Below are 24954 nucleotides of genomic sequence, written 5' to 3' on the forward strand. Positions count from 1 at the left end.
CGCGCACTGTCCGGCGCAAGGTTTGCACCCTATGTCCCGACCTTCGAGGCGGTAGCGCCTGCAAACTAGAATTGGACCGAAGATGAACTATGCCAATTTTCCTGTCGAGAAGAGGACGCCATTGCCGGCTTCGAGTGCGGCAAACGCCGAAGACTTCATCGACATCGAGCGCCTGCTTGGCATGGCCGCGCGGCAGGCGAAAGTGGTTGCCGCCTGTGCCGTCATCGGTCTCTTTCTCGGCGTCCTCTACTTACAGACGACGCCTCCTACCTATGTGGCGACGAGCAGCGTGCTGATCGACGAAGGATTGAACAAGGTCGTCGATGACATTTCGGCGGCGTCGGTCAGCATGCAGACCGACTCCGCCGTTCTGAGCCAGATCGAAATTCTGCAGTCGGCCAGGCTGGCGGGGGTGGTCGTCGACAAGCTGAAGCTCGATCAGAACGACGCTTTCATGAACCCTCCGACGTCGGCTCTGTCGAAGGTCGCAGGCTTTGTACGCGGTATCATCCAGTCTGTCCGCCCCAAGCGCGCCGCTAGCACGACCGACGTCACTCAGCTTGATGCTGCGACGCGTGACGCGATCACCGCATCGTCGTCGCCCCGCGACTACGCAATCTTCAAACTGCAGAACCAACTCGACGCCGAGCGGATCGGCCGAAGCTTTGTCATCAGCATCTCCTTCCAGGCGACGGATCCGGCGCTTGCGACCGCCATCACCAAGGCCTATGCCGACGCCTATCTCGCCGATCAGCTCGATGCCAGCTTCGACGCGACCGAGCGGGCGGCGGTCTGGCTGCAAGGCCGGCTGACCGAGCTTCGTGAGAGCTCCCAGGCGGCCGCACTGGCGGTCGAAAAGTTCAGGGCCGAACATGGATTGGCCGTCAATGACGGCCAGCTGATCAGCGACAAGCAACTGTCCGATCTCAACACCCAGCTGATCGTTGCGCAGGCCGATACCGCACGTGCCGGCGCCCGCTATCAGCAGTACAAGTCGATCGTCGAAAGCGGCTCGGACAATGCGTTCAAGGACGCTGCGATATCGAACGACCAGCCGAGCAGCTCGGTCATCACGACGCTCAAGAACCGCTATCTCACCGTCGCCAAGCGGCAGCAGGATGTCGAAGCCAATTTCGGCCCGCAACATCCGCAGGCCGTCGCGCTCGCCAAGGAGAAGGCCGACATATCGGCGCAGATTTTCGGCGAGCTGAAGCAGCTCACCGAAAGCTACCGCAACGAATACGAGGTCGCTCTGGCGCGCGAGACCGCGCTCCGCGCAAATGTCGCCTTGGCGGCAGGCAAGAGCTCCATCGACAACCAGTCGCAGGTCAAGCTGCGTGAACTGGAGCAGAAGGCGACGGCGCTCTCGACGCTCTATCAGACATTCCTGAACCGCTATGAGGAGGCTGCACAGCAGCAATCCTTCCCGGTAGGCAAGATCCGGGTCATCTCTGATGCGACGATGCCGCAGTCGGCCGCAACCCCGCGGACGGCCATCGTGCTGGGGCTTTCGCTGGCGCTTGGCATAATGATGGGGGCCGGGGTTGGCGGCCTGAATGAATTCAGGGAACGGTTCTTCAGGACCGGCGAGGATGTGCGCGACCGCGTCGGCCTCAGATTCCTCGGCTACCTGCCGGTCATCGGCAAGGCTGGGAAGGACGACCAGCGCGACGACGGTCAGCCCGACGTCAAGGCCTCCGAAACCAGGACTGCCAAGTCCTCCAAATCCCAGTCCTCCAAGACATTGTCGGCAGCCGAAAAACGTGCGCGCATGCGGGTAACCGTCGATGCACCGGCGTCAATGTTCTCCGAGACGCTGCGCAACGCCAAGATCGCCTTCGATGTCGTGATGGAAGGCCAGGGCAGCCGGGTCATTGGTGTGATTTCGGTGCTGCCCGGCGAAGGCAAGTCGACGGTTGCCGCCAATCTTGCCGGGCTGCTTGCCGCCAACGGATCGAAAACGCTGCTGATCGACGGTGACCTGCGCAACCCCGGCCTCAGCCGCAGCCTTGGCATGGAGGCCGAGCAAGGCCTGATGGAAGCGGTGGTGAGCGGGCGGACCTGGCAGTCGGTCGGCAAGATCGACCGGCAGACCAAGTTGGCGATCATCCCGGCCGTCCTGCGTGGCCATTTTTCGCACACCAGCGAGCTTCTGTCTTCGGCCGGCATGCGGCGCTTCATTGACAATGCCAAGGAAACTTTCGAATACATCATCGTCGATCTGCCGCCGCTCGGGCCAGTCGTCGACGCCAAGGCCTTCGCCCCACTTGTCGACGGTTTCGTGCTGGTCGCCGAGTGGGGACGCACGCCGCGGGCAATGGTGCAGTCCGTGCTGAGCTCAGAACCCTATATCGCCAAGAAGATCGTCGGCGCGGTTCTGAACAAGGTCGAATTGAAGAAACTGGCCAAGTATGGCTCGATCGGCGGCTCCGAAAGATTCTTCGACAAATATTCGAGCTACTATCTGGAAAAATCGGAAGCGCGCACAAAGGCGGCCGCCTGAGCGACGGATATCGCGCTCAGGAAAATATCAGCCTGGCGCGTTTGTCGGCGATCCTGACTGCGGTCAGCCGGCCGCTTTGGAAGGCGCCCGTGTCGATGCCAAGCCGGCGTCCCTCGAGCTTCGGAAGCTCGACCGGCGTATGCCCGTGCACCACATAGCGGTCGAGAAGATGCGCGGCTTCGAAGAACTCCGAGCGGATGTTGAGCAGGTCGTCCTCGTCTTGTGCGGCGAGGTCGATGCCCGGCCTGATGCCGGCATGAACGAATACGAATTTCGCCGAACAGACCATGACCGGCAGCGCACGCATGAAACTGACGTGGTCGGCGGGAATGATCTCCCGAATGCGCCCGTCGACCTCCTCGTTTGAACCGTAGAGATCGGCCATGCGGTCCGGGTCGACGCCGTAGGAAAACAGCGTTTGCAGGCCGCCTATCGCCAGCCACGACTCTCTCGAAATGATCCCGTCGAGATAGTTCAGCATCACGACTTCGTGGTTACCGGCAAGGCAGATACGCTGGAAGCCTTGGAGTGGCGGCGCCAGCAGATGATCGAGCACGCGCGCCGACTGCGGGCCACGATCGACGTAGTCGCCAAGCATGATGATGAGCTTGCGCCCCTCGAAAGACGCAGAATCGAGCAGGATGTTCTGCTCCAGGGAGCGAAGCTCCTTATAGCAGCCATGCACGTCGCCGATCGCGTAGACGACTGAGTCCCGGATATCGATCTCGAGCCGCTGGCGCGCCGCGGTCCGGGTGTTTCTCGATCGCTGGAACAAGGTCACGAATGGCGTCCCGTATGGCTGTGAATGCGCCTCGATCTCGAAACAACATGGCGACGCAGCGCGTGGATACCATGTCTGGCACCGGTCGTTCCATACCGGAGCTTCGAACGCAACTCGGCTTCGGCGTTCTTACAGGCCGATCCCGCGGCCCTTCAGCGCGGCGGTGATCTCGTCGAGGATGGCGGGATCGTCGATCGTCGCGGGCATACTCCATTCTTCCTTGTCGGCGATCTTCTGCATGGTGCCGCGCAGGATCTTGCCGGAGCGCGTCTTCGGCAGGCGCTTGATCGTCACTACCGTCTTGAAAGCTGCGACAGGGCCGATCCGTTCGCGCACCAGCGTAACCACCTCGCTCTCGATGATCCCTGCATCGCGGTCGACGCCCGCATTCAGCACGACGAAGCCGAGCGGAACCTGGCCTTTCATCGCATCGGCAATGCCGACGACGGCGCATTCGGCGACGTCGGGATGCGCGGCCAGCACCTCCTCCATGGCGCCGGTCGAGAGCCGGTGGCCGGCGACATTGATGATGTCGTCGGTGCGGGCCATGACATAGAGATAGCGGTCCTCGTCCATCATGCCGGCATCCGCGGTTTTGTAGAAGCCGGGGAACTCCTCGAGATAGGCTTGGCGAAACCGCTCGTCGGCATCCCACAGCGTCGGCAGGCAGCCGGGGGGCAATGGCAATTTCACCACGACATTGCCAAGCGTACCACGCTTGACCTCATGCCCGGCATCGTCGAGCACGCGGATGTCATAGCCGGGCATCGGCACGCCGGGCGAGCCGTATTTGACCGGCAGCAGGCCCAGTCCGGCGGGGTTGATGGTCATCGGCGAGCCGGTCTCGGTTTGCCACCAATGGTCGATCACCGGCACGTTCAATTTCTGCTCCGCCCATTTGATGGTTTCCGGATCGGCGCGCTCGCCGGCGAGGAACAGCGTGCGGAATTTGGACAGGTCGTATTTCGGGACGAATTCGCCCTTCGGGTCCTGTCCCTTGATGGCGCGAAAGGCGGTTGGCGCGGTGAACAGCGCGACGACGCCGTGCTCGGCAATCACCCGCCAATAGGTGCCGGCATCGGGCGTGCCGACCGGCTTGCCCTCGAACAGCACGGTCGTGCAGCCATGCAGCAGCGGGCCGTAGACGATGTAGGAATGGCCGACCACCCAGCCGACATCGGAAGCCGCCCAAAACACTTCGCCCGGCTTGACGCCGAACTCGTTTTCCATCGACCATTTCAGCGCGACCATATGGCCGCCATTGTCACGGACGATCCCTTTCGGCTGGCCGGTCGTGCCCGACGTGTAGATGAGGTAGAGCGGATCGGTGGCAAGCAGCGGGACACAGTCGACATTGGCGCCGGCGGCCCGCTCTCGCGCCACGGCGTCGGCATAGTCGATATCGTAATTTTCCCTGAGCTCGCAGCGCAGCTGGTCGCGCTGCAGGATGAGGCAGGCTTCGGGCTTGTGCCGCGACATCTCGATCGCTTTGTCGAGCAGCGGTTTATACGCAACGACGCGCCCTGGCTCCAGGCCGCAGGACGCCGAGATGATCAGCTTCGGCTTGGCATCGTCGATGCGGGTGGCGAGCTCATGCGAGGCAAAGCCGCCGAAGACCACCGAATGTACGGCGCCGATCCGCGCACAGGCAAGCATGGCGAAGGCTGCTTCTGGTACCATCGGCATATAGATGATGACGCGATCGCCTTTTTGGATGCCGCGATTCTTGAGCACCGACGTCAGCGCGACCACCTCGCGCCTCAACTCGGCATAGGTGAATTTTCTGATTGTGCCCGAAATCGCGCTGTCATGGATCAACGCGATCTGGTCGGCACGGCCGCCCGCCACGTGGCGGTCGACGGCATTGAAGCAGGTGTTGCAGGAAGCGCCGTTGAACCACCGGCCATAGACGCCGGCATTGGCGTCGAACACGGTCTCGAAGGGCGAGAACCAGTCGATAGCGCCCGCGGCATCGGCCCAAAACTTTTCCGGGTCGCGTTTCCAGCCGTCATAGATCTCGTGGTAGCGTGACGCCATCCAGCTTCCTCCCCAGGAATGTTTGCTGTCCTTGAAATAGCGTATGCTGGTTTGTGTAACCATGTATTTGTGCGTTTCGTTTGCTGTCGTTCTAACTTGGCCGCAAGTGCGGGTCATGGTGGTCTGGGGGCCGGTATCGTTCGAATTTTCGGCATTAGGGGCAGGGCGCGATGAAATTGCGATATGAGCTTGGGTTTGCCGCGGTTGCGACGCTGGCGGTGGTGCTCGCTTCAGCTGCTCAGGCAGGCGACGCGGCGGCTCGGCGCGTCATCGGCTTTTCGCCAGACGGCGACTACTTCGCCTTCGAACAGTACGGCACGCTCGATGCCGGTGCTTCGGATTCGGGCTGGTCGGAGATCGACATCATCGACACCCGCACCGATCAGTTCGTCGGCGGCAAGCCGATCCTCGTCGTCGACGAGACGGAGGATTCGACGCTGACACTTGCGCAGGCAAGGGCACAGGCCGCGGAGCAGGCGGCGCCCTTGCTGGCCAAGTATTACATAGCGCCGCGTGGCGAGCGGACTGCCTTGGACAGGTTCACCTTTCCCGACGACATGGTCGCCTACAGCGACATTGCGCGCCTCGAGCAGGTTTCGCAACAATGGCTTTCGCCGACCTATGACGAGCTTGGCATCTCGACCATTCAGCTCGAGCAGATTCTTGCCGATAGCACGGCGGATTGTTCAGCGAGTTTCGACGGGGCGCAGCAGGGCGAGACGACCGGCAAGGCGCTCGGCTTTCGCCTGACGCTGCAGGGCCAGGACGGTCATCCGATCAAGGTGTTGCACGAGGACAAGACCGTACCCGGTTCGAGGAATTGCCCGACCTCCTACAGCGTGTCGGAATCCTACACCTTCACCCCAGACGGCAAAGCGGGCGTGGTTGTCGTGCTCGTGCAGCGCTTCAGCCAGGGATTTGAAGGGCGTGACCGCCGTTTTCTCGCCGTGACAGGCCAGGTGAACTGAGGCAACGCGCACGGAAGTAGTCCGCTACCCGAGTTGTTGTCCCTAAAGCGGGAGGGCAGCGAGCATAAGTCCGACCCCGCCGGCGATCAGCAAGGCGGCTGCCAGCATCTTTCCATGGCGCTCGAAACCCGTCGGCGCCCGATCCCAATTGTAACGCATGCTCGAACTCCCCAAACCCGCAGATTCCTTATCTTACGCAGGGTGAGGAGGGCAACTGTCTGACGATACGCGGCGTTGCCGATGTCGGTCCTATCACCGGCTATTTCTGGGGCATTCTCCGCCGCTACATGCCCCAGCGCAGTGCGGCCGTATGTACCGGTGCATCCCACCAAACAGCCGCCTCGTCGTCGAGCATGCTCAGCGTGATCGAACAGCCGGCCATGTCGAGCGAGGTCACATAGGACCCGACCAGCGACCGGGTCACTGTGACGCCGTGCTTCTCGAAGATTTTGCGGGCGCTGTTGTACATCAGGTAAAGCTCCATCAACGGTGTGCCGCCAAAGCCGTTGACGAAGAGCAGCGCCTGGCCTCTGGCACCGTCGCCCAGGTCACCCAGGATTGCGGTACAGATCTCGTCGGTGATGGCGTCGGCGCTTTTCAATGTGTCACGCCGCCTTCCGGCCTCGCCATGGATGCCGACCCCGAACTCCATCTCGCCGTCGCCGATATCGAAGGTCGGCCTGCCCGCCGCCGGCACGGTGCAACTGGTCAGCGCCACGCCCATCGAGCGCGTCGCGCCGTTGACGCGCTCGCCCAGCGCCTTCAACGGCTCCAGTGGCATGCCTTCTTCGGCCGCCGCGCCGACGATTTTCTCGACCACCAGCGTACCGGCGACGCCGCGCCGGCCGGTTGTGTAGGACGAGTTTTCGACCGCGACGTCGTCATTGGTCACGATTTGCATCACGCCTTCCGACATTTCAGCGGCCATGTCGAAATTCATCACGTCGCCCTCGTAGTTCTTGACGATGAACAGGCAGCCGGCGCCCGTATTGACGACTTCGGCCGCCGCCATCACCTGGTCAGGCGTCGGCGAGGTGAATACCTGGCCGGGGCAGGCGGCATCCAGCATGCCGTGCCCGACGAACCCACCATGCAGCGGCTCGTGACCCGAGCCGCCGCCGGAGATCAGCGCCACCTTGCCCGGCTTGAGCAGCTTGCGGCGGATGAATTTGTGTTCCTCGCCAAGCGCCAGGATATCGGCATGCGCTGCAACGAAGCCGTCGAGGCTCTCGGTCAGCACCGTATCGACCGAATTCAGAAATTTCTTCATGGCTGTCCTCCCGAAATAGCCCAGCGTCAGCTGCCCTTGCCGGCGATGCTGGTGATCTTCTGGATGAAATCGTTGACCGCCCGGTCGAGCGCCGCGTTCTGCTTGTCGTCGCCGAAATCGGGAACGATCAGCGAGACATGACGTGTCTTGCGCATGCCTGCGGCCAGCGACATCTTTCCCGGATGCGCCCGATGGTAGGCCTCAAGGAAATGATCGCGTTCGACCGGGCTGAAATGGCAGACGGAGAAGATAGCCGGCAAATGCTTCGACGGGATCGGCGTCGAGTAGGCTGGGCTTGAAATCTGCGTGACGAAGCTGCGGTGTTTTCCAAGCGCGTCGGCGAGGCGCTGGCGCATGCCGGACGGGCGCTGGTCGATCACCTGCGACAGGATCGTCTTGTAGGCGCGGATCGCCTCTTCGGGGCCGGATTGCGACGCCTTGTCAGCCATGCCGGGGCCTAGATCGAAACGTCCGCGATGGCCGCCTTGGCCATCGCGAGTTGGGCGGGAGCGACGGAGAGGTCACGCAGGCCGGTTTCGAGCAGCGCCGGGATCGAGGCGGGGTCGCCGCCGGCATCGCCACACAGGCTGACCGGGATATTATGCCCGCGGCCGAAGGCCGCAACGGAGGCGATCAGCCGGAGCACGGCCGGGTGCCTGACGGAATTCAGATGTGCGACCGACGCATTGTCGCGCGCGGCCGCCATCACGTATTGGGTCAAATCATTCGAACCGATCGAGAAGAAGGCGGCCTTGGCGAATGCCTCCGGTGCGATGGCCACCGACGGCACCTCGACCATGATGCCAAGCGGCGGCATTTTGTGCGCGATGCCGCGCGCCAAAAGGTCAGCCTGCTCCTCCGCGAACAGCGCGGTGGCGTGTTCATACTCTTCCGGAACGGCGATCATCGGGAACATCACCTTCAAATTGCCGTGCATGGCGGCACGTAGCAAGGCGCGGATCTGCACACGAAAGACCTCCGGACGCATCAGCGACAGCCTGATGCCGCGCAGGCCAAGGAACGGATTACCTTCTTCGACGGTGAGGCCCGGCACAGGCTTATCGCCGCCCGCATCGACAGTACGGATCGTCACCGGCCTCTCGCCTGCCCATTCCAGCACTTTGCGGTAGGCGCGATATTGCGTCTCCTCGCCCGGCAGCGTCTTGCCGAACAGGAATTCGGTCCGCATCAGCCCGACACCGTCGCACGCCGCAGCATCGATGCTGTCGACATCGGACGGATCGGCGATATTCACCTGCACGCGGACCGCTATGCCGGTCTTCGTTGCCGCCGGCCTTGTCAGATAGGCTGCCGCTTTGCCGCGATGCGCCGCGAAAGACGACGACGATCGCCGGAATATGGCGATCTCCGCTTTCGAAGGCGCCAACACGATGCCACCATGTTCGGCATCGAGCAGTGCGATTCCGGTAAGGTGAGCCGGCGAAGCACCTGGCCTGGCCAGCCCACGCTCCATGAGCCCAAGCCCCACCACCATGGGCACGCCGCGTGAGCGTGCCAGCATTGCGACATGACTTGCGGCACTTCCTGCCGTAAGTGCTATGCCGCCGCCTGCACTCCAGTCGGTTTCGAGGAAGCGCGTCGGTGCGATATCCTCGCCGTAGAAGATCGCACCCGCCGGCGGCGCAATGTCGCCGCCCCCGGTCAGCGCGCGCAGCACCTGGTCGCGTATATCGCGCATGTCGGCGGCGCGCGCCCGGAAATAGTCCTGCTCGGATGTTTCATAGCCGGCTATCTCGGCGTCGAGCGCTTTTCGCCAAGCCACATCAGCAGCCATGCCGTCGGCAATTCGCGCAAAGGCCGGGCCGGTCAGCGCGTCGTCCTCCAGCATGGCGAGCTGGAATTCGAGGATGGCGGCCGCCTCGCTGTCGCTGCTTTCGATCAATGTCGCGAGCCGGCCCGCGGCAATGGAGATGGCGGCCTCAAGCGCCGCCTTCTCGCCCGCGGCAGTCGCCTTGCGGACATAACGCACAGCAGCCTGGTCTAGATCGAACAGCGGCCCCTCGGCATAGCCGGCCGATGCCGAAATGCCCTGCAGCCTAAGCGGTTCGGGCATGGTCCTTGCCTTCGTCGAAATCGCGGCGCACCAGCTCGACCAGTGCTCCGACCGCCTCGCCGGCGCCGTCCCCTTTGGCTCTGATGTGCAGGACAGTGCCTTTCGGCGCTTTCGCAGCCATCACCTTGACGATGCTCTTGGCGTCGAACCATGGCCCGTTGGCGGCGAGCGCAATCTCGACGTCGGCCGAAAACGTCTTGGCAAGCTTGGTGAACTTCACCGAAGGACGCGCATGCAGCCCCACCTCATGGGTGATCAGGACGCTGGCTTCGGCTGCTGCGGACATGCTTGTCAAAATTCCCGTTCGTTCACGACGGCGACAATTCGTGCGCCGTCGCCACCACTTCCCTGAGCGAGGCGCCGCCGGAAGCCTCGGTCGCCGCCATCACCGCGCCTTCGACGATCGGCGCATTGCAGACGACGATCTTCTGGGCGCGTGGTTCGCCGATCATCTCGATCGCCATCTCGCTATTGGTCTCGGCACCTCCGAGATCAACGAGGATCGCGACACCCGCCTCCGACCAGGCCTTGTCGATGGCACCTATGATCGCCTCGACATTGGTTCCCAGCCCGCCATGGCCGTTTCCGCCGCACCATGCAAGCGGCACTTCGTTGCCGACCATCTGCCGCACCATGTCGGCGGTGCCTTCGGCGACCAGCGGCGAATGCGAGACGATGACGATGCCGACATTGCTCATGCGCGCCTCTCGATTGCTTCGGCTACGGCCCGCACCAGAAGCGCGGTCGAGCGTGCGCCGGCATCCATATGACCGATCGAACGGTCGCCAAGGAAGGAGGCGCGCCCACGCAGCGCCTTCATCGGCACAGTCGCGTCGGCTGCGTTGTCGGCGATCTCGGCGATGTCCGCTGCCGCCTTTCCCTGCAGCAGGGCCTCGTGCACCGGCTGCAGCACGTCGAGCATGGTTTTTTGCCCGGCCTGCGACTTGCCTCTGGCGGCCACTGCTTCAATCGCCTTGCCGAAGGCCGCCGCCAGATCGGCGCGATCCGGCGCCGCGGGAATCTCCTTGCCGAGCACCATGAACAGCGTGCCGAACAAGGGACCGGAGGCTCCGCCGACGGTCATCACCAGTTTGGTGCCGATCGCCTTCAGCGCCTCGGGCAACGGCTTTGCCGCAAACACGCCGGCCTCGGCCCGCACGGCCTCGAAGCCGCGTTTCATGTTGAGCCCATGGTCGCCGTCGCCGATGGCCTGGTCGAGCCTGGTCAGCTCTTCGGCATGGGCGGCGATGGTGTTTGCCGCCGCCTCGATCAGCCTGGAAATATCCGCTGCCGCCATATCACCCATGCTCCTGGCCCCTACGCTGCCGGCAGTACGAGAAAATTGCATATCCGGCAATTGAAGCATTCTTTTCCCCAGTCAAGCGGGTTCGAGCAACGCAGCGAGGGCCGTGAAGACCTCGGCGACGGCAAAGGCGCCGGGGTCGACCACGCCGTCGAGCTGGCTGCCAATATAGGCGGACCGCCCGGCCTTGGCCTTGCGCATGGCAGCGGTGGCCTCGGCGCCGCGTCGCGCCGCGACCGCCGCATCCTCCAGACTGCCGCTATCCAGCGCCTTCAAGGCGGGTTCCAAGGCATCGACCATCGTGCGATCGCCCATCCTCGCTCCACCATAGAAGGACATCCGATCGAGGCCGGCGAGAAGCGCCTTGGGAAGCGTTTCGCCAGACTCCAGCGCCTGCCCGGCGGCGGTGAAGAAGATCGACAACAGCACGCCGCTGGAGCCGCCCATGCTGGCACTCAGGATGTCGCCCACGGCGGCCAGCGTGGCGGCAGGGTCGGCGAGCGGCAGCGCCGCAAGGCGGCCAAGCACGCTGCGCGCACCGGCCGCCACAGTCGATCCGGTGTCGCCGTCTCCCGCCTTGGCGTCCAGTCCGTTCAACGCGCCTTCAAGCGAGATCAGCCGTTCGCAGATGGCGACCACCAGCCGCTCGGTGCGTGCGTCCGGGCTGGCTTTCGACGCGTTGCCCCGGCCGGCGGCTTTGGCCATCGGCACGACGCTGGCTTGGCGAACGGCTCTTGCCGGCAGCCAGGCGTGAGGGCCTACCGGCGCCCTCAACGCCGCTTCGCGCGGCGCATCGAGCCGGATCAGCGACAAGGAAAAGCCGTTCATGTTGAGCGCGGTCATAAGCTGCCCGGGTCCGATCGTCAGCGTCACCTTTCGTGCCAGCGGTGATGTCAACACCGCATTGGCGACAAGCAACATTTCCAGCGGTGGCACCGAACCGAGATTGTTGATCAGCAAGGCGTAGTCGCTGGCGGGATCGAGCCGCGCGGCAAGGCGCTCCGACATGATCGCAACCAGCCTTTCGGCACTTTGCACCGCAATCCGCTCAACGCCCGGTTCGCCATGGATGCCGAGGCCGAGTTCAGCGTCGTCGGCGCCAAATCTTTCGTCATGGCTCTGACCGGGGATCGAGCAGGATGACAGCGATATGCCGAGGGAAACGATATCCGCCGCCGCGGCCCGCGCAGCAGCGGCAACCGTCGACAGATCGTTGCCGGCTTCCGACATGTGGCCGGCGATCTTGTGCACGAACAAGGTGCCGGCAACGCCGCGCGGCTGGGCAATATCAGGCAGGGCGATGTCGTCGGCGACGATCACCATCTCGACGCGGAAGCCTTCGGCGCGCGCCTTCTCGGCGGCCAAGCCGAAGTTGAGGCGATCGCCGGTATAGTTCTTGACGATCAGCAGGCACCCGGCGGGACCGGTCACCGCGCGGATGGCCGTCAATACTGCTTCCACGCTCGGCGAAGCAAAGATCTCGCCTGATACCGCCGCCGTGAGCATGCCCATGCCGACGAAGCCGGCATGCGCGGGTTCGTGCCCGGCCCCGCCGCCGGAGATGATGCTGACCTTGCTCTTGTCCCAGTCTGCACGGAGGACGACCTTGATTTCGGGATAGCCGTCGAGGCGGGCGAGATCGCCGGTGCCGGTCGTGCCGAGAAAGCCGTCCAGGGCCTCAGTTACGATCGTATCCCTGCGATTGAAAAAATGCTTCATCGAATTGGTCCACTCCGGTGCCCGAAATTGCCGGTTGAAAGGTGCCAGGAAAACACCCGCGCAGCGCTCACAGCAGCCGTCGCCCATCGGCGCCGAAATACAGCGGCGAGCGATAGCGGATCATGATCCTGTCGCCCTGCGCCAGGTCGGTGTCGGGGTCGGTCAGCGTCACCAGCTTCCTGGTCCCCACCGTCACATGCAGATGGTTCTGGTCGCCGAGATGCTCGACCCAATCGACGACGCCGTCGGCATGGCCGTTCGCCGCCTTCGCGATCGAAAGATGTTCGGTCCGCGCACCGATTGTCCTGGTCCCCGCCGGCGCTCCGCCATCCGGCAGCAGTCCGACCGGCAACAAATTGATTGCCGGTTGGCCGAGCCTGGCCGCGACGTGAAGGTTTGCCGGCTCAGAATAGATCGTGCGCGGCGAACCGATTTGGACCAGCACGCCGTCGGCGAGGATGCCGATGCGGTCGGCCATGGTCATCGCTTCGATCTGGTCATGGGTGACGTAGAGCATGGTGGCGCCGAGTTCGGCCTGTATACGCTTCAGCTCGAGCCTGAGATCGGCGCGCAGCTTGGCGTCGAGCGACGACAGCGGCTCGTCCATCAGGTAGATCGACGGCTTGCGCACCAAAGCGCGGCCGATGGCGACGCGCTGCATTTCGCCGCCCGAGAGTTTGGTCGAGCGATTATTCAGCTTGTGGTGGATGCGCACCATCTTGGCCACGTCCTCGACGCGGCGGCGAATCTGATCCTCCGGCATTTTCCTCGCCGGCGAGCGCAGCGGAAAGGCGAGGTTGTCGTAAACCGACAGATGCGGATAGAGCGAATATTGCTGGAACACGAAAGCGGTGTCGCGCTCGGCCGGCGACAGCGTCGTCGTGTCGTGGCCGGCAATATGGATCGAGCCCGCTTCCGGACGCTCAAGCCCGGCGATCAGCCTGAGCGTTGTCGTCTTGCCGGCGCCGGTCGGCCCGAGCAGCACGACGAATTCCCCGTCGGCGATATGCAAATCGAGATTGTCGACGGCGACATGCTCGCCAAAAGCCTTTGTCACGCCTTTGATGTGAACGTCAGCCATGATGCGCTCTCCCCTGGGAGGCCGAGTCATGGATTTCGGTGCGCACCGCACGGCCGGATCCTTTTGCGAACAGCGACAGCCGCGCGCTGTTCAGCGCCAGGCCCACATGATCGCCCGGATTGAGCCGGATTTCGGCCGGCACCCTGGCCTTGATGATGCCGTCTGCCGTCTCCACCGCCACGATCTGGGTGGTGCCGAGATATTCCGTGCCGTAAACAGCTCCGCGCAGCTTCGAAGCGTCGTCGAAGCGGATGTGCTCCGGTCGGATGCCAAGCGCCATCTCGGCCGGCGCGACATCCTCGCGCACCTCCGGCACGGCCACCGTCGCGCCCTGCACAACAACTTCCCTGGCGCCCTTTGAAAGGCCGCCGTCGAAGCCGAGGAAATTCATCGGCGGCGAGCCGATGAAGTCGGCGACGAACATCGTCGCCGGCCGGTCGTAGATCTCACGCGGCGTGCCGAACTGCTCGATGACGCCATGGTTCATCACCGCGATCTTGTCGGCCATCGACATCGCTTCCATCTGGTCGTGCGTGACATAGACGGTGGTGGCGTGGATGCGGTTGTGCAATTCGCGCAGCTCATGGACCATCAGATCGCGGAATTCGGTGTCGAGCGTGCCGAGCGGTTCGTCCATCAGGAAACATTTTGGCCGCCGCACGATGGCGCGGCCGAGCGCCACGCGCTGGCGATCGCCGCCGGCTAGCCCGGAGACCGATTTGTTGAGCAGATGGTCGATCCGCAACAGCTTCGCCGTCTCTTCCACCCTGGCCCGAATTTCAGCGCCTGGCATGCCTTGCGCCAGCAGCGGGAAACCGATGTTCTTTCTCACATTCATGTGCGGATAGAGCGCGAACAGCTGGAACACAAAAGCGATGTCGCGCTCGCGGGCACGCCGCATGGTGACGTCCTCGCCGCCAAGCAGGATCTTGCCGCCGGTCGGCAGTTCGAGCCCGGCGATCATACGAAGCGTCGTCGTCTTGCCGCAACCCGACGGCCCCAGCATGACGAAGAATTCGCCGTCCTCGACGACGAAGTTGGAATCCTGCACGGCGACGAAATCGCCGAATGCCTTTCTCAGATGTTCGACCCTGATCTCAGCCATCGTCTACTCCGGAAATTTCGAGACGATGATGAACATCGCCGTGCCGGCCAGCATGGTGACGAACGAATAGGTGTAGAGCGCCAGCGCGAAGGGCTGGAACAGCATCAGGAAGCCGATGGCGATGATCGCCGTGGCGACGTTTTCCATCAGTCCGCGCCTGGCCCAGACGGGCCAGCGCGATTTGCGTTTTACGGTCAGGCTCATTTGCGCACCGCGCCGAAGGTGATGCCGCGCAGCAATTGCTTGCGAAGCAGGATAGTGAAGACCAGGATCGGCACCAGGAAGATCGTCGTGCCGGCCGCGACCGCCGGCCAGTCCTGGCCGCCTTCGCCGATGATGGTCGGGATGAAGGGCGGCGCGGTCTGCGCCGTGCCCGAGGTCAGCAGCGCAGCGAAGGCGTATTCGTTCCAGGCAAAGATCAGACAGAAGATGGCGGTCGCGGCAATGCCCGTGGTCGCCTGCGGCAGCACGGTGCGCCAGAACGCCTGCAGCCTGGTGTAGCCGTCGATCATCGCCGCCTCTTCATATTCGCGCGGGATCTCGTCGATGAAGCCTTTCAGCAGCCAGACTGCCAGCGACACGTTGACCGCCGTGTAGAGCAGGATCATGCCGAGCGCGGTGTCCGACAGTCCGAGCTCCCGATACATCAGGTAGATGGGAATCGCGACCGCGATCGGCGGCATCATGCGCGTCGACAGGATGAAGAACAGAAGGTCGTCGGCGAGCGGCACCTTGAAGCGCGAAAAACCATAGGCCGACAGCGTGCCGAGGAACACCGCGCAAAACGTCGAGCCGAAGGCGATGATCAGCGAATTGACGAAGCGCGGCATGAAGTTCGACGGGCCGGCGATCACCATATTGCGCTTGCGCACCGTCTCGTCGCAGACCCCCGTCGCCGGTCCCAGGGAGTTGATGTATTCCGGGGTTTGCCGAGTCCGGGTCGAGAACAAGTTGCAGTAGCCCTCGAGGCTCGGCTGGAACAGGATCTTCGGCGGATAGGCGATCGAATCCGGCGGCGTCTTGAAGCTGGTGGCGAAGATCCACAGCAGCGGCACGATCGAGATCAGCGCGTAGGCAACGATGATCGTGCCGGCGACGCGCTTCGACGTGGCCGAGGGTGCGACAACGGAATGGGCTGACGTCAGGCTCATCTCTGCTTCACCTTGTTCAGTGCCTTGACGTAGATGTTGGCCAGGCCGAACACCGCGACGAACAGGATGATGGCGAAGGCCGAGGAATAGCCCGTCCGCCAGCTTTCGAAGGCCTGCCGCTTCAGCGTGATCGAGGCCACTTCGGTGGTCGATCCCGGCCCGCCGCCAGTGAGCAAATTGACCATGTCGAACATCTTGAAGTTCTCGATGCCGCGGAACAGCACCGCCAGCATGATGAAGGGCAGCGCCATCGGCAGCGTGATCGACCAGAACTGCCGCCAGTTGGAGGCGCGGTCGACCTCGGCCGCTTCGTAGATGTATTCGGGGATCGAGCGCAGGCCGGCGAGGCAGATCAGCATCACGTAAGGCGTCCACATCCAAGTGTCGACGATGATGATCGACCATGGCGCCAGCGACACGTTGGAGAGCATGCTGATCTGCGTTGCCGGAATGCCGGTGACGAACGAGACAGCGTAGGCGAACAGCCCGATCTGCGGCTCGTAGAGAAAGCGCCAGAAATTGCCGACCACCGCCGGCGACAGCATCATCGGCACCAGGATGATGGTCGTCCAGAAGGCGTGCCCGCGGAACTTGCGGTCGATCAGCCAGGCCAGCGTAAAGCCGATCAGCGTCTGCAGCAGGATGGTCCAGAACACGAAATGCGCCGTCGTCTGCATGGCGATCCAGATGTCCTGGTCGGCGAGAATGCGCTTGTAGTTCGCGAGCCCAAGGTTCTTCACCACCTCATTGGGACGATTGGCGCGAAAATTGCTGAAGGACAGATAGATCGCCCAGAACAGCGGGAAGATGTTGATGGCTAGAAGCAACAGGATCGTCGGCGAAATGAACAGCCAGGCGAGGCCCTTGTCGCTGATGCCCCGGACCTTGCGGGCCAACGGCTCGGGCGTAGCCCGGGCAACGCTGTCCGCAGTCCGATTGAGCATGGTCAGTCCTGCTTCGGTCACTTGGATCGTCTCGACAATGGAATTTATCTGAACTGTGTCCCGTGCCAAGGGCGGCACGGGACGGTTCGGTCATGGGCTCGGGAGGAGCCGGTTACATCTTGCCCGGTTACATCTTGCCATCGTCCTGGAAGACCTCGGTCCAGTCCTTGACGAGGCCGTCGAGGGCATCCTTGGCCAAGCCTTGCCCGGCAACGACATAGTCGTGGAAGCGCTTCTGCGATGCCTGCAGCAGCGGGGCATAGCTCGGCTCGGCCCAGAAGTCTTTCACGATGGCCATCGAGTCGAGGAAGGTCTGCGCGTAGGGCTGGCTGGCCGGGAAGCCCGGGTCCTTCACGACCGCGTTGAGACAGGAATAGCCGCCGAGCGACCACCATTTGGACTGCACGTCCTTGTTGGCGAACCATTTGATGTATTTGAGCGCGGCTTCCTGCTTGTCGGAATAGGAGACCACCGAGATGCCCTGGCCGCCGAGCTGGGCGAACTGGTCGCCGTCCGGACCTTTGGGATTGACGAAATAACCTATCTTGTCGCCGCCGACATTCTCGTCCTTCTGCAGGCCTGGCCAGGTGAAGGCGAAGTTCATGTGCATCGCCACCTGGCCGGATTTGAAGGCATCGACGCCTTCGCCCATGTAGCTGTTCGAGGCGCCGGGAGGCGTGCAGCAGTCATAGAGCGCCTTGTAGAACTCCAGGCCCTTCACCGATTTATCGGAGTTGACGAAGCCTTCCATCTCGTAGGGCTTTTTCGGGTTTTCGTACTGGAAGCCGAAGCTGTAGAGTACGTCCATGGCGCCCATGGTGATGCCTTCCGAGCCGCGCTCGGTATAGATCGACGCGCCATAGACGGTTTTGCCGTCGATCTCGCGTTTCTGGAAGAATTCGGCGATCTGCTTCAGCTGGTCGAAGGTCGTCGGCGGGCCGAGATCCCAGCCATACTTTTCCTTGAATTCCTTCTGCAGCTCCGGCCTGGAGAACCAGTCCTTGCGGTAGGTCCAGCCGACGACGTCGCCCATCGCCGGCAGCGCCCAGTAATTTGGCGAGTTCTTCGGCCATTCCGAATAGCCGACGACGGTCGCCGGCACGAAATCGTCCATGCTGATCTTCTCCTTGTCGAAGAAGTCGTTCAGCTTGACGTAATGGCCGTTCTCGGCGGCGCCGCCGATCCACTGGCTGTCGCCGATGATCAAGTCGCACAGCTTGCCGTGCGAATTCAGCTCATTGAGAAAGCGGTCGGCATAGTTGGTCCACGGCACGAACTCGAATTTCATGCCGATGCCGGTTTCCTTGGTGAAGTCCTTGGATAATTCCACAAGCGCGTTGGCCGGGTCCCAGGCTGCCCAGCAAAGCGTCAGATCTTCTGCCTGCGCGACGTTCGAAACGGCTGTCGACGCGACGAGTGCCGAGGCCAGTCCCAACGCCAATTTAAAGGTCGATTTCATGCCTTCCTCCCATTTGCGAAACGCGTCCGGATGACGGTTTCAAGAGCCCGCTAAACCCCTCTCCTCCGGGGCCTAAACACAATGGCGGCAACGCCCAGATGTTCAGTAATTTGTTTAGTGATGCAATTTTTACTAAACAACGCAAGCGAATTCGTTGCTGCACCGCAGCATGCTGGATAGGAACCAACGTGAGAAGTTGCGGCGGCCTGCCTAGGTCACCGTCTTGTTGCTGACCGTCACCGGTCGGATCACTGGGGCCGGCGGCAGCAGCGCGCGGATATCGGCGAAGGGGAAGACCGGCTCGAAGCGGAAGGCCTCGGCGAATGATCCGGCTGGGCCGTTGCACTGGCCGGCGCGAAAGGCGTTCTGCGTGCGCGCCGCGTCGACGAAACGCTCGGGATCCTGCGACTGGTGCGCCCGGATCGCCTCCGCCTTGAGATCGAAATGCGTGGAGGTATCGACGTAGTGCGTTGGCGAAAACCCGGTGCCGCCGAACGTGTCGGCATGCAGCACCGGCACCGAGAATGATGCGGCGATGCGCACGCCATCCGACAGCGCGCGGTGGTCGCCATGATAGTCGTTCGACGCATGCGTGATCGCCAGATCCGGCCCTATCTCGCCGATCACTGCTTTCAGCGCCGTGATCAGGGCCGCGTCCGCCACCAGCGCGCCATCGGGAAAGTCGAGGAAGCGCGGCGTCACGCCAAGCAGACCGGCCGCCGCGGTCGCCTCCTTGCGGCGCGTGCGGGCAAGCGCGGCCGGATCGCCATAGCCGCCCCTGGTGCCATCCGTGGCTATGGCAAAAAAGAGTTCTGCGCCTTGCGCGGCATAGGCCGCCATCGTACCGAACATGAAGATCTCGATGTCGTCCGGATGCGCGCCAAGCGCCAGTATCTTCACTCTCATCTCTCCCGGAAACGGAAAAACGTGCCCAACGGAATTCTGCTCGCTCTCATCGCCTATGCAAGCTATTCGTGCAGCGACGCCGTTGTCAAAAGCCTGGGCGGGCAGTTCAATGTCTTCGAGATCGGATTCTTCTCGACATTGTTTGCCGGCTGTTTCCTGCTTTTCGCCAGGCCGCCAGGCGAGCGCTGGCGCGATTTCTGGCGCACGACCCGGCCCTGGGCGGTACAGGCCCGCGCCTGGGCCGGCATCGCGTCGGGTGTGCTCAGCGTCTATGCCTTCACCACCATCCCGCTGGCGGAAGTCTATGCGCTGATCTTCCTGGCGCCGCTGTTCGTCACCATCCTGGCCACGCTGGTCCTCAAGGAGAAGGTCGGCCCATGGCGGTGGCTTGCGGTCGTCGCTGGCTTTGCCGGGGTCATGCTGGTCGTCAGGCCTGGTTTTCGCGAGTTGCATCTTGGTCATCTGGCGGCGTTCATCATCGCTTTCCTGGCCGCCACCAATGTCATCCTGATGCGTTCGCTCGCCGCTCAGGAAAAACGCACGACGATGCTCGGCGTGCTGATCGGCTACGGCCTGCTCTTCAACGGCGTCGGTGCGGCGGCCACCTCGTTCTCGCTGCCGGATGGCAGGCAATGGGCGTGGCTTGTGCTGGCCGGCGCCTTCACCGCCGGCGGCCAGCTGCTGCATCTGCTGGCGGTCAAATACGCACCGGCCAACCGCATCGCGCCGACGCATTATTCGCAGATCGTCTGGGCGGTGCTTCTAGGTGCGTTGTTCTTCAGGGAATATCCGGATTTTCTGTCGCTGGTCGGGCTCGCCGTGGTCGGCGGTTCCGGCCTGCTGACGATGGTGCGCGAGGAGGTGCGGCTCGGCACGGTGCGCTGGAACCCGTTTTCGCGGACCAGGCTTTGAATCGGCGCCGAGGTTGCGCCGCGACCGTCACCGCCGATACGCGATCGGCGCCAACTGGCTGCACAGCATTAGCACAATGACCACAAAACTCTTGCCGGACCTGCCGGTCTCCGCTGTCTTGCCGGCGCTCGATGAAGCGCTGAGCCATGGTAACAGCGCCGTGCTGGTGGCGCCGCCCGGCGCCGGCAAGACGACTTTGGTTCCACTGGCACTGCTCGACGCTGAATGGCTAGGCGCCGGAAAAATCATTCTGCTCGAGCCTCGCCGCCTCGCCGCCCGCGCTGCCGCCCGCCGCATGGCCGAATTGCTTGGCCAAGAGCCCGGCGAAACTGTCGGCTATGCCATGCGCATGGAAAACCGCACGTCCGCGAAGACCAGGATTCTCGTCGTCACCGAAGGCGTGCTGTCCCGCATGATCCTCGACGATCCCGAGTTGCCCGGTGTCGCGGCGGTGTTGTTCGACGAGTTCCACGAACGCTCGCTCGACGGCGATTTCGGGCTGGCGCTGGCGCTCGACGTGCAAAGTGCGCTGAGGCTCGACCTCAGATTGCTGGTGATGTCGGCGACGCTCGATGGCGCGCGTGTCGCAAAATTGCTGTCCGGCGCGCCGGTGATCGAGAGCGCAGGCCGCGCCTTTCCGGTCGACATCCGCTATGACGAGCGGCCGGCCGGCATCGCCATCGAGGACGCGATGGCCAGGGCGATCCGCTCGGCGCTTGCCGGGGAGGTGGGCAGCGTGCTCGCTTTCCTGCCCGGCCAGCGCGAGATCGAGCGCACCGCGGAGCGGCTGGCCGGCAAGGTCGGTGCCGACACCGATATCGTGCCGCTCTACGGCATGCTCGACAACAAGAGGCAGGATGCGGCGATCAAGCCTGCGCCGCCCGGCCGCCGCAAGGTGGTGCTGGCGACGTCGATCGCCGAAACCTCCATCACCATCGATGGCGTGCGCGTCGTCATCGATTCCGGCCTGTCGCGGCTGCCGCGCTATGAGCCGGCGAGCGGCCTGACGCGGCTGGAGACGGTGCGTGCTTCGCGCGCTTCCGCCGACCAGCGCGCCGGCCGTGCCGGGCGCACGCAGCCCGGCGTCGCCATCCGGTTGTGGCGGGCCGAGCAGACGACGGCACTGCCGGCCTTCACGCCGCCGGAAATCCTCGAGGCCGATCTTTCCGGCCTGTTGCTCGATTGCGCCGCGTTCGGCGTCGCCGATCCGACCAGCCTGTCCTTCCTCGATCCCCCGCCGGCTGCGGCGCTCACCGAGGCGAGGGCGCTGCTGCGTGCGCTCGATGCGGTCGATGCAGCAGGACGCCTGACGGATGCCGGTGCCGCGATGCGCAGGCTGGCGCTACCGGTGCGGCTCGCCCACATGGTCGCCGAGGCGGCAAGGACCGGACAGGCGCTCGAGGCGGCGATGCTCGCCGTGCTATTGACCGAGCGTGGCCTTGGCGGCGAGGGTGCCGATCTCGAACGGCAGCTAATGCGCTTTCACGCCGACAGATCGCCGCGTTCCACCGCTGCCCGGCAGTTGGCCGAGAGGTTGGCAAAGCAGGCTTCGTCGTCCCCCTCCAGGGGAGGGTCGGCGAACGAGCCAAGCGCAGCGAGACGAGGGAGACGGGGCGGGGTCGCCGATGGCGTGCCCGAATCGACCCCGCCCCGATCCGCTACGCGGATCAACCCTCCCCTCAAGGAGAAGGGCAGCACTGCCGGCTCGCTCCTCATCCATGCCTGGCCGGATCGGGTCGCCAAAGCGCGCGGCGAGCGTGGCCGCTTCGTGCTTGCCAACGGCTCGGGCGCCACGCTCGACGCCTCCGATCCGCTGGCCGGCGAGACATGGCTCGTCGTCGCCGACCTGCAGGGCAAGGCGCAGAACGCCCGCATCACCGCGGCGGCAGCCATCGATGAGACCGATATCCGTGCCGCGCTGGCGGAAAGGATCGAGACGCGCCGCGAGGTCAGCTTCGACCGCGACAGGCGCGCCGTGCGGGTGCGCGAAACGGTTCGCCTTGGGGCCATCACGTTGTCCGAACGCATGCTGCCGGCGCCGACCGGTGCCGACGCGGATCGCGCCATCCTCGACGCCTTGCGCGAACACGGTCTGTCCCTGTTGCCGTGGACCAGGGAGGCGGAGACGTTGCGGCAGCGGCTCGGCTGGCTGCATCGCGGCCTCGGCGCGCCATGGCCCGATGTCTCCGATGCCGCGCTCGTCGAGCGCCTCGACGACTGGCTGCTGCCATTCCTTTCCGGTGCCACAGCCTTTACGGCGATTGATCCTAGCGTGCTTTCGCAAGGCCTGATGACGCTGGTGCCGCACGAATTGCAGCGCAAGATCGACACATTGGCGCCGACCCATTTCGACGCGCCGTCGGGCAGCCGGCTACCGATCCGCTATGACGGCGAATGGCCGGTGCTGGCGGCGCGCGTGCAGGAACTGTTCGGCCTCGACCGGCATCCGGCGATCGCCAACGGCACTGTGCCGCTGACCCTCGAATTGCTGTCGCCGGCGCACCGGCCGATCCAGACGACGCGCGACCTGCCCGGCTTCTGGCGCGGCTCCTGGGCCGATGTGCGGGCAGAGATGCGTGGCCGCTATCCCAGGCATGTCTGGCCGGAGAACCCGCTTCTCGCCGCCGCCACGAGCCGCGCGAAGCCGCGCGGTACCTGATGCTTCCCGGACCATGATCACAACCCGAAGGTCCGCGTCAGCGGAAGGTGGTCCCGGTTTTCGGAAAGACCTCCAGCGGTTTCCCCTCTATAATCCCGCCATGATAAACATTCTGCACGCGCCCGACTTCCAGCAAAGCCAGCGGCTGCGCCTCAACACGCTGATCAGGCTGCGCTGGCTTGCCATTGTCGGCCAGAGCCTGACTGTGCTTGTCGTCGCCTACGGGCTGAAATTTCCGCTGCCGGTCAGCATGTGTTTTGCGCTGATCGCCTGTTCGGCCTGGATGAACCTGTTGCTGACCTTCCGCTATCCGGCGGCGCATCGGCTTACCCCGTTCTCGGCCTTTGCCATCCTGACCTTCGATAGCCTGCAGCTTGCCGGCCTGCTCTACATGACCGGCGGCCTTACCAATCCGTTTTCGCTGCTGATGACCGTGCCCGTCGTCGTCTCGGCGACGTCGCTGCCGCTGCGATTGACGGCTCTGCTCGGCGCGCTGGTGATCGTGGCGGCGACGCTGCTGGTCTTCTACCACCTGCCGCTGCCCTGGCATGAGGGGGCGCCATTGGCGATGCCCTTCATCTATGTCGCCGGCATGTGGATGGCGGTGTTCTGCTCCATCGCCTTTACCGCGATCTATGCCTTCCGGGTGGCAGAGGAGGCGCGGCTGCTTGCCAACGCGCTTGCCGCCACGGAATTGGTGCTTCAGCGAGAACAGCATCTCTCGGCCCTCGACGGCCTCGCCGCGGCCGCCGCGCACGAACTCGGCACGCCGCTCGCCACCATCACGCTTGTCGCCAAGGAGATGGAGAAGGCGCTTGGCGAAGATCCGAAATACGGCGAGGACGTGAAGCTGCTGCGTTCGCAGAGCGAGCGCTGCCGCGAAATCCTGAAGCGCCTGACCAGCCTTTCCTCCGAGAGCGAAGTGCACCTCTCGCGCCTGCCGCTGACCTCGCTGGTCGAGGAAGTGACGGCACCGCACCGCGATTTCGGCATTTCGATCAAGCTTCGGCCGGGCGAGCGCATCGGCCCGGAACCGGTGGGCCGGCGCAATCCGGGCGTCATTTACGGCCTCGGCAATTTGGTCGAGAACGCCGTCGACTTCGCCCGCAAGAACGTCACCATACGCTGGAGGTGGAACGAGGCCGCCGTCAGCTTCTCGATCATCGACGACGGGCCGGGCTTTCCACCGGAGATCATCGACCGTATCGGCGAACCCTATATGTCGACCCGCCAGGGCACCGAAGCCGGCGGCGGCCTCGGCCTCGGCCTATTCATCGCCAAGACCTTGCTCGAACGCTCCGGCGCGACGCTCGATTTCCGCAATTCGAGCGAGCCCGGCGAGGGCGCTATCGTGCAGATATCGTGGCCGCGCAGCGTCTTCCTTAATCCCGAGCAGGCTTCGGCCACCATGTTCGACACGGCCTAAATTGGACAATAGCGTTGCGAAACTATATTTGCGTAAAAATCAGGCAGCAGGATTTTCAGCACGATGAGTACTGACGAAACGATTGGCGCAATGGTCGAAGGCGAGGACACCTCGTTGCTGATCGTGGACGACGACAAGCCGTTCCTGACGCGGCTTGCCCGCGCCATGGAAACCAGGGGTTTCGTGGTCGAGACGGCGGAGAGCGTCGAGGAGGCGGTTGCCAAGGCGCGCGCCAATCCGCCGGCCTATGCGGTGGTCGACATGCGGCTGGCCGACGGCAACGGCCTCGACGTCGTCGCTGCCATTCGCGAGAAGCGCGACGATGCTCGCGCCATAATCCTTACAGGCTATGGCAACATCGCTACCGCGGTGACGGCGGTAAAGCTCGGCGCCATCGACTATCTATCGAAGCCGGCCGATGCCGACGACATCTTTGCAGCCCTGACCCGCACGGCGGGCGAACGTGCCGCGCCGCCGGAAAATCCAATGTCGGCTGATCGCGTGCGCTGGGAACACATCCAGCGCGTCTACGAAATGTGCGACCGCAATGTCTCGGAAACCGCACGCCGCCTGAACATGCATCGCCGCACGCTGCAACGCATCCTCGCCAAGCGCGCGCCGCGCTAAAAGGTTCTGACTGCCGGCTTGCCCGGCCA

Annotated in this window: 22 protein-coding genes; 6 read left to right on the forward strand and 16 right to left on the reverse strand. The window is 63.7% G+C overall.

Translation table 11 applies throughout. The annotated features are described in order from the left end of the window. Nucleotides 1-82: 82 nt before the first annotated feature. On the forward strand, nt 83-2503 hold the full coding sequence (locus NKH42_RS03190; RefSeq protein ID WP_352751974.1) for a polysaccharide biosynthesis tyrosine autokinase: 2421 nt from the start codon (nt 83-85) through the stop codon (nt 2501-2503). Nucleotides 2504-2519: 16 nt separating this feature from the next. Here the strand turns inward: NKH42_RS03190 and NKH42_RS03195 are convergent, their stop codons facing one another. Further along, nucleotides 2520-3284, reverse strand: coding sequence for a metallophosphoesterase family protein (locus NKH42_RS03195; protein WP_352506973.1), 765 nt, complete (start codon nt 3282-3284; stop codon nt 2520-2522). 129 nt (nt 3285-3413) lie between these two features. Then, the gene (locus NKH42_RS03200; protein WP_352506972.1) at nt 3414-5321 is read right to left on the reverse strand and encodes a propionyl-CoA synthetase; all 1908 of its coding nucleotides are present in this window, start codon (nt 5319-5321) and stop codon (nt 3414-3416) included. Nucleotides 5322-5491: 170 nt separating this feature from the next. On the opposite strand from NKH42_RS03200, the gene NKH42_RS03205 reads away from it, so the two are divergent. Further along, on the forward strand, nt 5492-6289 hold the full coding sequence (locus NKH42_RS03205) for a DUF2259 domain-containing protein (protein WP_352973921.1): 798 nt from the start codon (nt 5492-5494) through the stop codon (nt 6287-6289). A 283-nt stretch (nt 6290-6572) separates the two neighbouring features. Here NKH42_RS03205 and dhaK read toward each other — a convergent pair whose 3' ends face one another. The 14 genes from dhaK to NKH42_RS03275 form a co-directional block, all read right to left on the reverse strand. Then, complete coding sequence (dhaK, locus tag NKH42_RS03210; RefSeq protein ID WP_352751978.1) at nt 6573-7559, reverse strand: dihydroxyacetone kinase subunit DhaK; 987 nt, start codon at nt 7557-7559, stop codon at nt 6573-6575. A gap of 26 nt (nt 7560-7585) precedes the next feature. Next, the gene (locus tag NKH42_RS03215) at nt 7586-8008 is read right to left on the reverse strand and encodes a hypothetical protein (RefSeq protein WP_352479842.1); all 423 of its coding nucleotides are present in this window, start codon (nt 8006-8008) and stop codon (nt 7586-7588) included. A gap of 8 nt (nt 8009-8016) precedes the next feature. Beyond that, nucleotides 8017-9633, reverse strand: a complete 1617-nt coding sequence (gene ptsP / locus NKH42_RS03220; protein WP_352751980.1) for a phosphoenolpyruvate--protein phosphotransferase — start codon at nt 9631-9633, stop codon at nt 8017-8019. Then, nucleotides 9617-9919 (reverse strand): HPr family phosphocarrier protein, encoded by a 303-nt coding sequence (locus tag NKH42_RS03225; protein WP_023676329.1) that lies wholly within the window; start codon nt 9917-9919, stop codon nt 9617-9619. The genes ptsP and NKH42_RS03225 overlap by 17 nt, the downstream gene beginning before the upstream one ends. 22 nt (nt 9920-9941) lie before the next feature. Next, complete coding sequence (dhaM, locus tag NKH42_RS03230) at nt 9942-10331, reverse strand: dihydroxyacetone kinase phosphoryl donor subunit DhaM (protein ID WP_352506968.1); 390 nt, start codon at nt 10329-10331, stop codon at nt 9942-9944. Further along, complete coding sequence (gene dhaL / locus NKH42_RS03235) at nt 10328-10930, reverse strand: dihydroxyacetone kinase subunit DhaL (protein ID WP_352506967.1); 603 nt, start codon at nt 10928-10930, stop codon at nt 10328-10330. The genes dhaM and dhaL overlap by 4 nt, the downstream gene beginning before the upstream one ends. A gap of 81 nt (nt 10931-11011) precedes the next feature. Then, on the reverse strand, nt 11012-12655 hold the full coding sequence (locus NKH42_RS03240; RefSeq protein ID WP_352506965.1) for a dihydroxyacetone kinase subunit DhaK: 1644 nt from the start codon (nt 12653-12655) through the stop codon (nt 11012-11014). A 67-nt stretch (nt 12656-12722) separates the two neighbouring features. Continuing rightward, complete coding sequence (locus NKH42_RS03245; RefSeq protein ID WP_352506964.1) at nt 12723-13736, reverse strand: ABC transporter ATP-binding protein; 1014 nt, start codon at nt 13734-13736, stop codon at nt 12723-12725. Next, entirely contained in the window at nt 13729-14841 is a 1113-nt protein-coding gene (locus tag NKH42_RS03250) for an ABC transporter ATP-binding protein (RefSeq protein WP_352506963.1), read from the reverse strand. The genes NKH42_RS03245 and NKH42_RS03250 overlap by 8 nt, the downstream gene beginning before the upstream one ends. 3 nt (nt 14842-14844) lie before the next feature. Beyond that, nucleotides 14845-15045 (reverse strand): hypothetical protein, encoded by a 201-nt coding sequence (locus NKH42_RS03255; RefSeq protein ID WP_352479849.1) that lies wholly within the window; start codon nt 15043-15045, stop codon nt 14845-14847. After that, nucleotides 15042-15992 carry a carbohydrate ABC transporter permease gene (locus NKH42_RS03260; protein ID WP_254816115.1) on the reverse strand — a complete coding sequence of 317 codons (951 nt, stop codon included), beginning with the start codon at nt 15990-15992 and terminating at the stop codon, nt 15042-15044. The genes NKH42_RS03255 and NKH42_RS03260 overlap by 4 nt, the downstream gene beginning before the upstream one ends. Then, a complete protein-coding gene (locus NKH42_RS03265) occupies nt 15989-16936 on the reverse strand; it encodes a carbohydrate ABC transporter permease (protein ID WP_352751995.1) in 948 nt (315 codons plus the stop codon). Before NKH42_RS03265 ends, NKH42_RS03260 begins: the two co-directional genes overlap by 4 nt. Before the next feature lie 127 nt (nt 16937-17063). Beyond that, a complete protein-coding gene (locus NKH42_RS03270; protein ID WP_352751982.1) occupies nt 17064-18395 on the reverse strand; it encodes an ABC transporter substrate-binding protein in 1332 nt (443 codons plus the stop codon). A 210-nt stretch (nt 18396-18605) separates the two neighbouring features. After that, on the reverse strand, nt 18606-19295 hold the full coding sequence (locus NKH42_RS03275; protein ID WP_352751984.1) for a PIG-L deacetylase family protein: 690 nt from the start codon (nt 19293-19295) through the stop codon (nt 18606-18608). A 27-nt stretch (nt 19296-19322) separates the two neighbouring features. Between NKH42_RS03275 and NKH42_RS03280 the strand changes: the two genes are divergently transcribed. From NKH42_RS03280 to NKH42_RS03295, 4 genes are all read left to right on the forward strand, one after another. Then, a complete protein-coding gene (locus NKH42_RS03280; RefSeq protein ID WP_352973923.1) occupies nt 19323-20213 on the forward strand; it encodes a DMT family transporter in 891 nt (296 codons plus the stop codon). Between the two features lie 76 nt (nt 20214-20289). Further along, nucleotides 20290-22872: an ATP-dependent helicase HrpB gene (gene hrpB, locus NKH42_RS03285; protein ID WP_352506960.1), complete on the forward strand. Its 2583-nt coding sequence runs from the start codon at nt 20290-20292 to the stop codon at nt 22870-22872. Between the two features lie 100 nt (nt 22873-22972). After that, nucleotides 22973-24298 (forward strand): ActS/PrrB/RegB family redox-sensitive histidine kinase, encoded by a 1326-nt coding sequence (locus NKH42_RS03290; protein ID WP_352506958.1) that lies wholly within the window; start codon nt 22973-22975, stop codon nt 24296-24298. Nucleotides 24299-24361: 63 nt separating this feature from the next. Next, nucleotides 24362-24925: an ActR/PrrA/RegA family redox response regulator transcription factor gene (locus NKH42_RS03295; RefSeq protein ID WP_023676342.1), complete on the forward strand. Its 564-nt coding sequence runs from the start codon at nt 24362-24364 to the stop codon at nt 24923-24925. Nucleotides 24926-24954 lie beyond the last annotated feature (29 nt).

This window comes from Mesorhizobium sp. M1142 (assembly GCF_040318565.1).
In the GTDB taxonomy this organism is placed as follows: domain Bacteria; phylum Pseudomonadota; class Alphaproteobacteria; order Rhizobiales; family Rhizobiaceae; genus Mesorhizobium.

Coding starts and splice junctions, on each gene's coding strand:
- NKH42_RS03190 (WP_352751974.1), top strand. CDS start 83: ATGAACTATGCCAATTTTCCTGTCGAGAAGAGGACGCCATTGCCGGCT.
- NKH42_RS03200 (WP_352506972.1), bottom strand. CDS start 5,321: ATGGCGTCACGCTACCACGAGATCTATGACGGCTGGAAACGCGACCCG.
- NKH42_RS03205 (WP_352973921.1), top strand. CDS start 5,492: ATGAAATTGCGATATGAGCTTGGGTTTGCCGCGGTTGCGACGCTGGCG.
- dhaK (WP_352751978.1), bottom strand. CDS start 7,559: ATGAAGAAATTTCTGAATTCGGTCGATACGGTGCTGACCGAGAGCCTC.
- NKH42_RS03215 (WP_352479842.1), bottom strand. CDS start 8,008: ATGGCTGACAAGGCGTCGCAATCCGGCCCCGAAGAGGCGATCCGCGCC.
- ptsP (WP_352751980.1), bottom strand. CDS start 9,633: ATGCCCGAACCGCTTAGGCTGCAGGGCATTTCGGCATCGGCCGGCTAT.
- NKH42_RS03225 (WP_023676329.1), bottom strand. CDS start 9,919: ATGTCCGCAGCAGCCGAAGCCAGCGTCCTGATCACCCATGAGGTGGGG.
- dhaM (WP_352506968.1), bottom strand. CDS start 10,331: ATGAGCAATGTCGGCATCGTCATCGTCTCGCATTCGCCGCTGGTCGCC.
- dhaL (WP_352506967.1), bottom strand. CDS start 10,930: ATGGCGGCAGCGGATATTTCCAGGCTGATCGAGGCGGCGGCAAACACC.
- NKH42_RS03240 (WP_352506965.1), bottom strand. CDS start 12,655: ATGAAGCATTTTTTCAATCGCAGGGATACGATCGTAACTGAGGCCCTG.
- NKH42_RS03245 (WP_352506964.1), bottom strand. CDS start 13,736: ATGGCTGACGTTCACATCAAAGGCGTGACAAAGGCTTTTGGCGAGCAT.
- NKH42_RS03250 (WP_352506963.1), bottom strand. CDS start 14,841: ATGGCTGAGATCAGGGTCGAACATCTGAGAAAGGCATTCGGCGATTTC.
- NKH42_RS03255 (WP_352479849.1), bottom strand. CDS start 15,045: ATGAGCCTGACCGTAAAACGCAAATCGCGCTGGCCCGTCTGGGCCAGG.
- NKH42_RS03260 (WP_254816115.1), bottom strand. CDS start 15,992: ATGAGCCTGACGTCAGCCCATTCCGTTGTCGCACCCTCGGCCACGTCG.
- NKH42_RS03265 (WP_352751995.1), bottom strand. CDS start 16,936: ATGCTCAATCGGACTGCGGACAGCGTTGCCCGGGCTACGCCCGAGCCG.
- NKH42_RS03270 (WP_352751982.1), bottom strand. CDS start 18,395: ATGAAATCGACCTTTAAATTGGCGTTGGGACTGGCCTCGGCACTCGTC.
- hrpB (WP_352506960.1), top strand. CDS start 20,290: ATGACCACAAAACTCTTGCCGGACCTGCCGGTCTCCGCTGTCTTGCCG.
- NKH42_RS03290 (WP_352506958.1), top strand. CDS start 22,973: ATGATAAACATTCTGCACGCGCCCGACTTCCAGCAAAGCCAGCGGCTG.
- NKH42_RS03295 (WP_023676342.1), top strand. CDS start 24,362: ATGAGTACTGACGAAACGATTGGCGCAATGGTCGAAGGCGAGGACACC.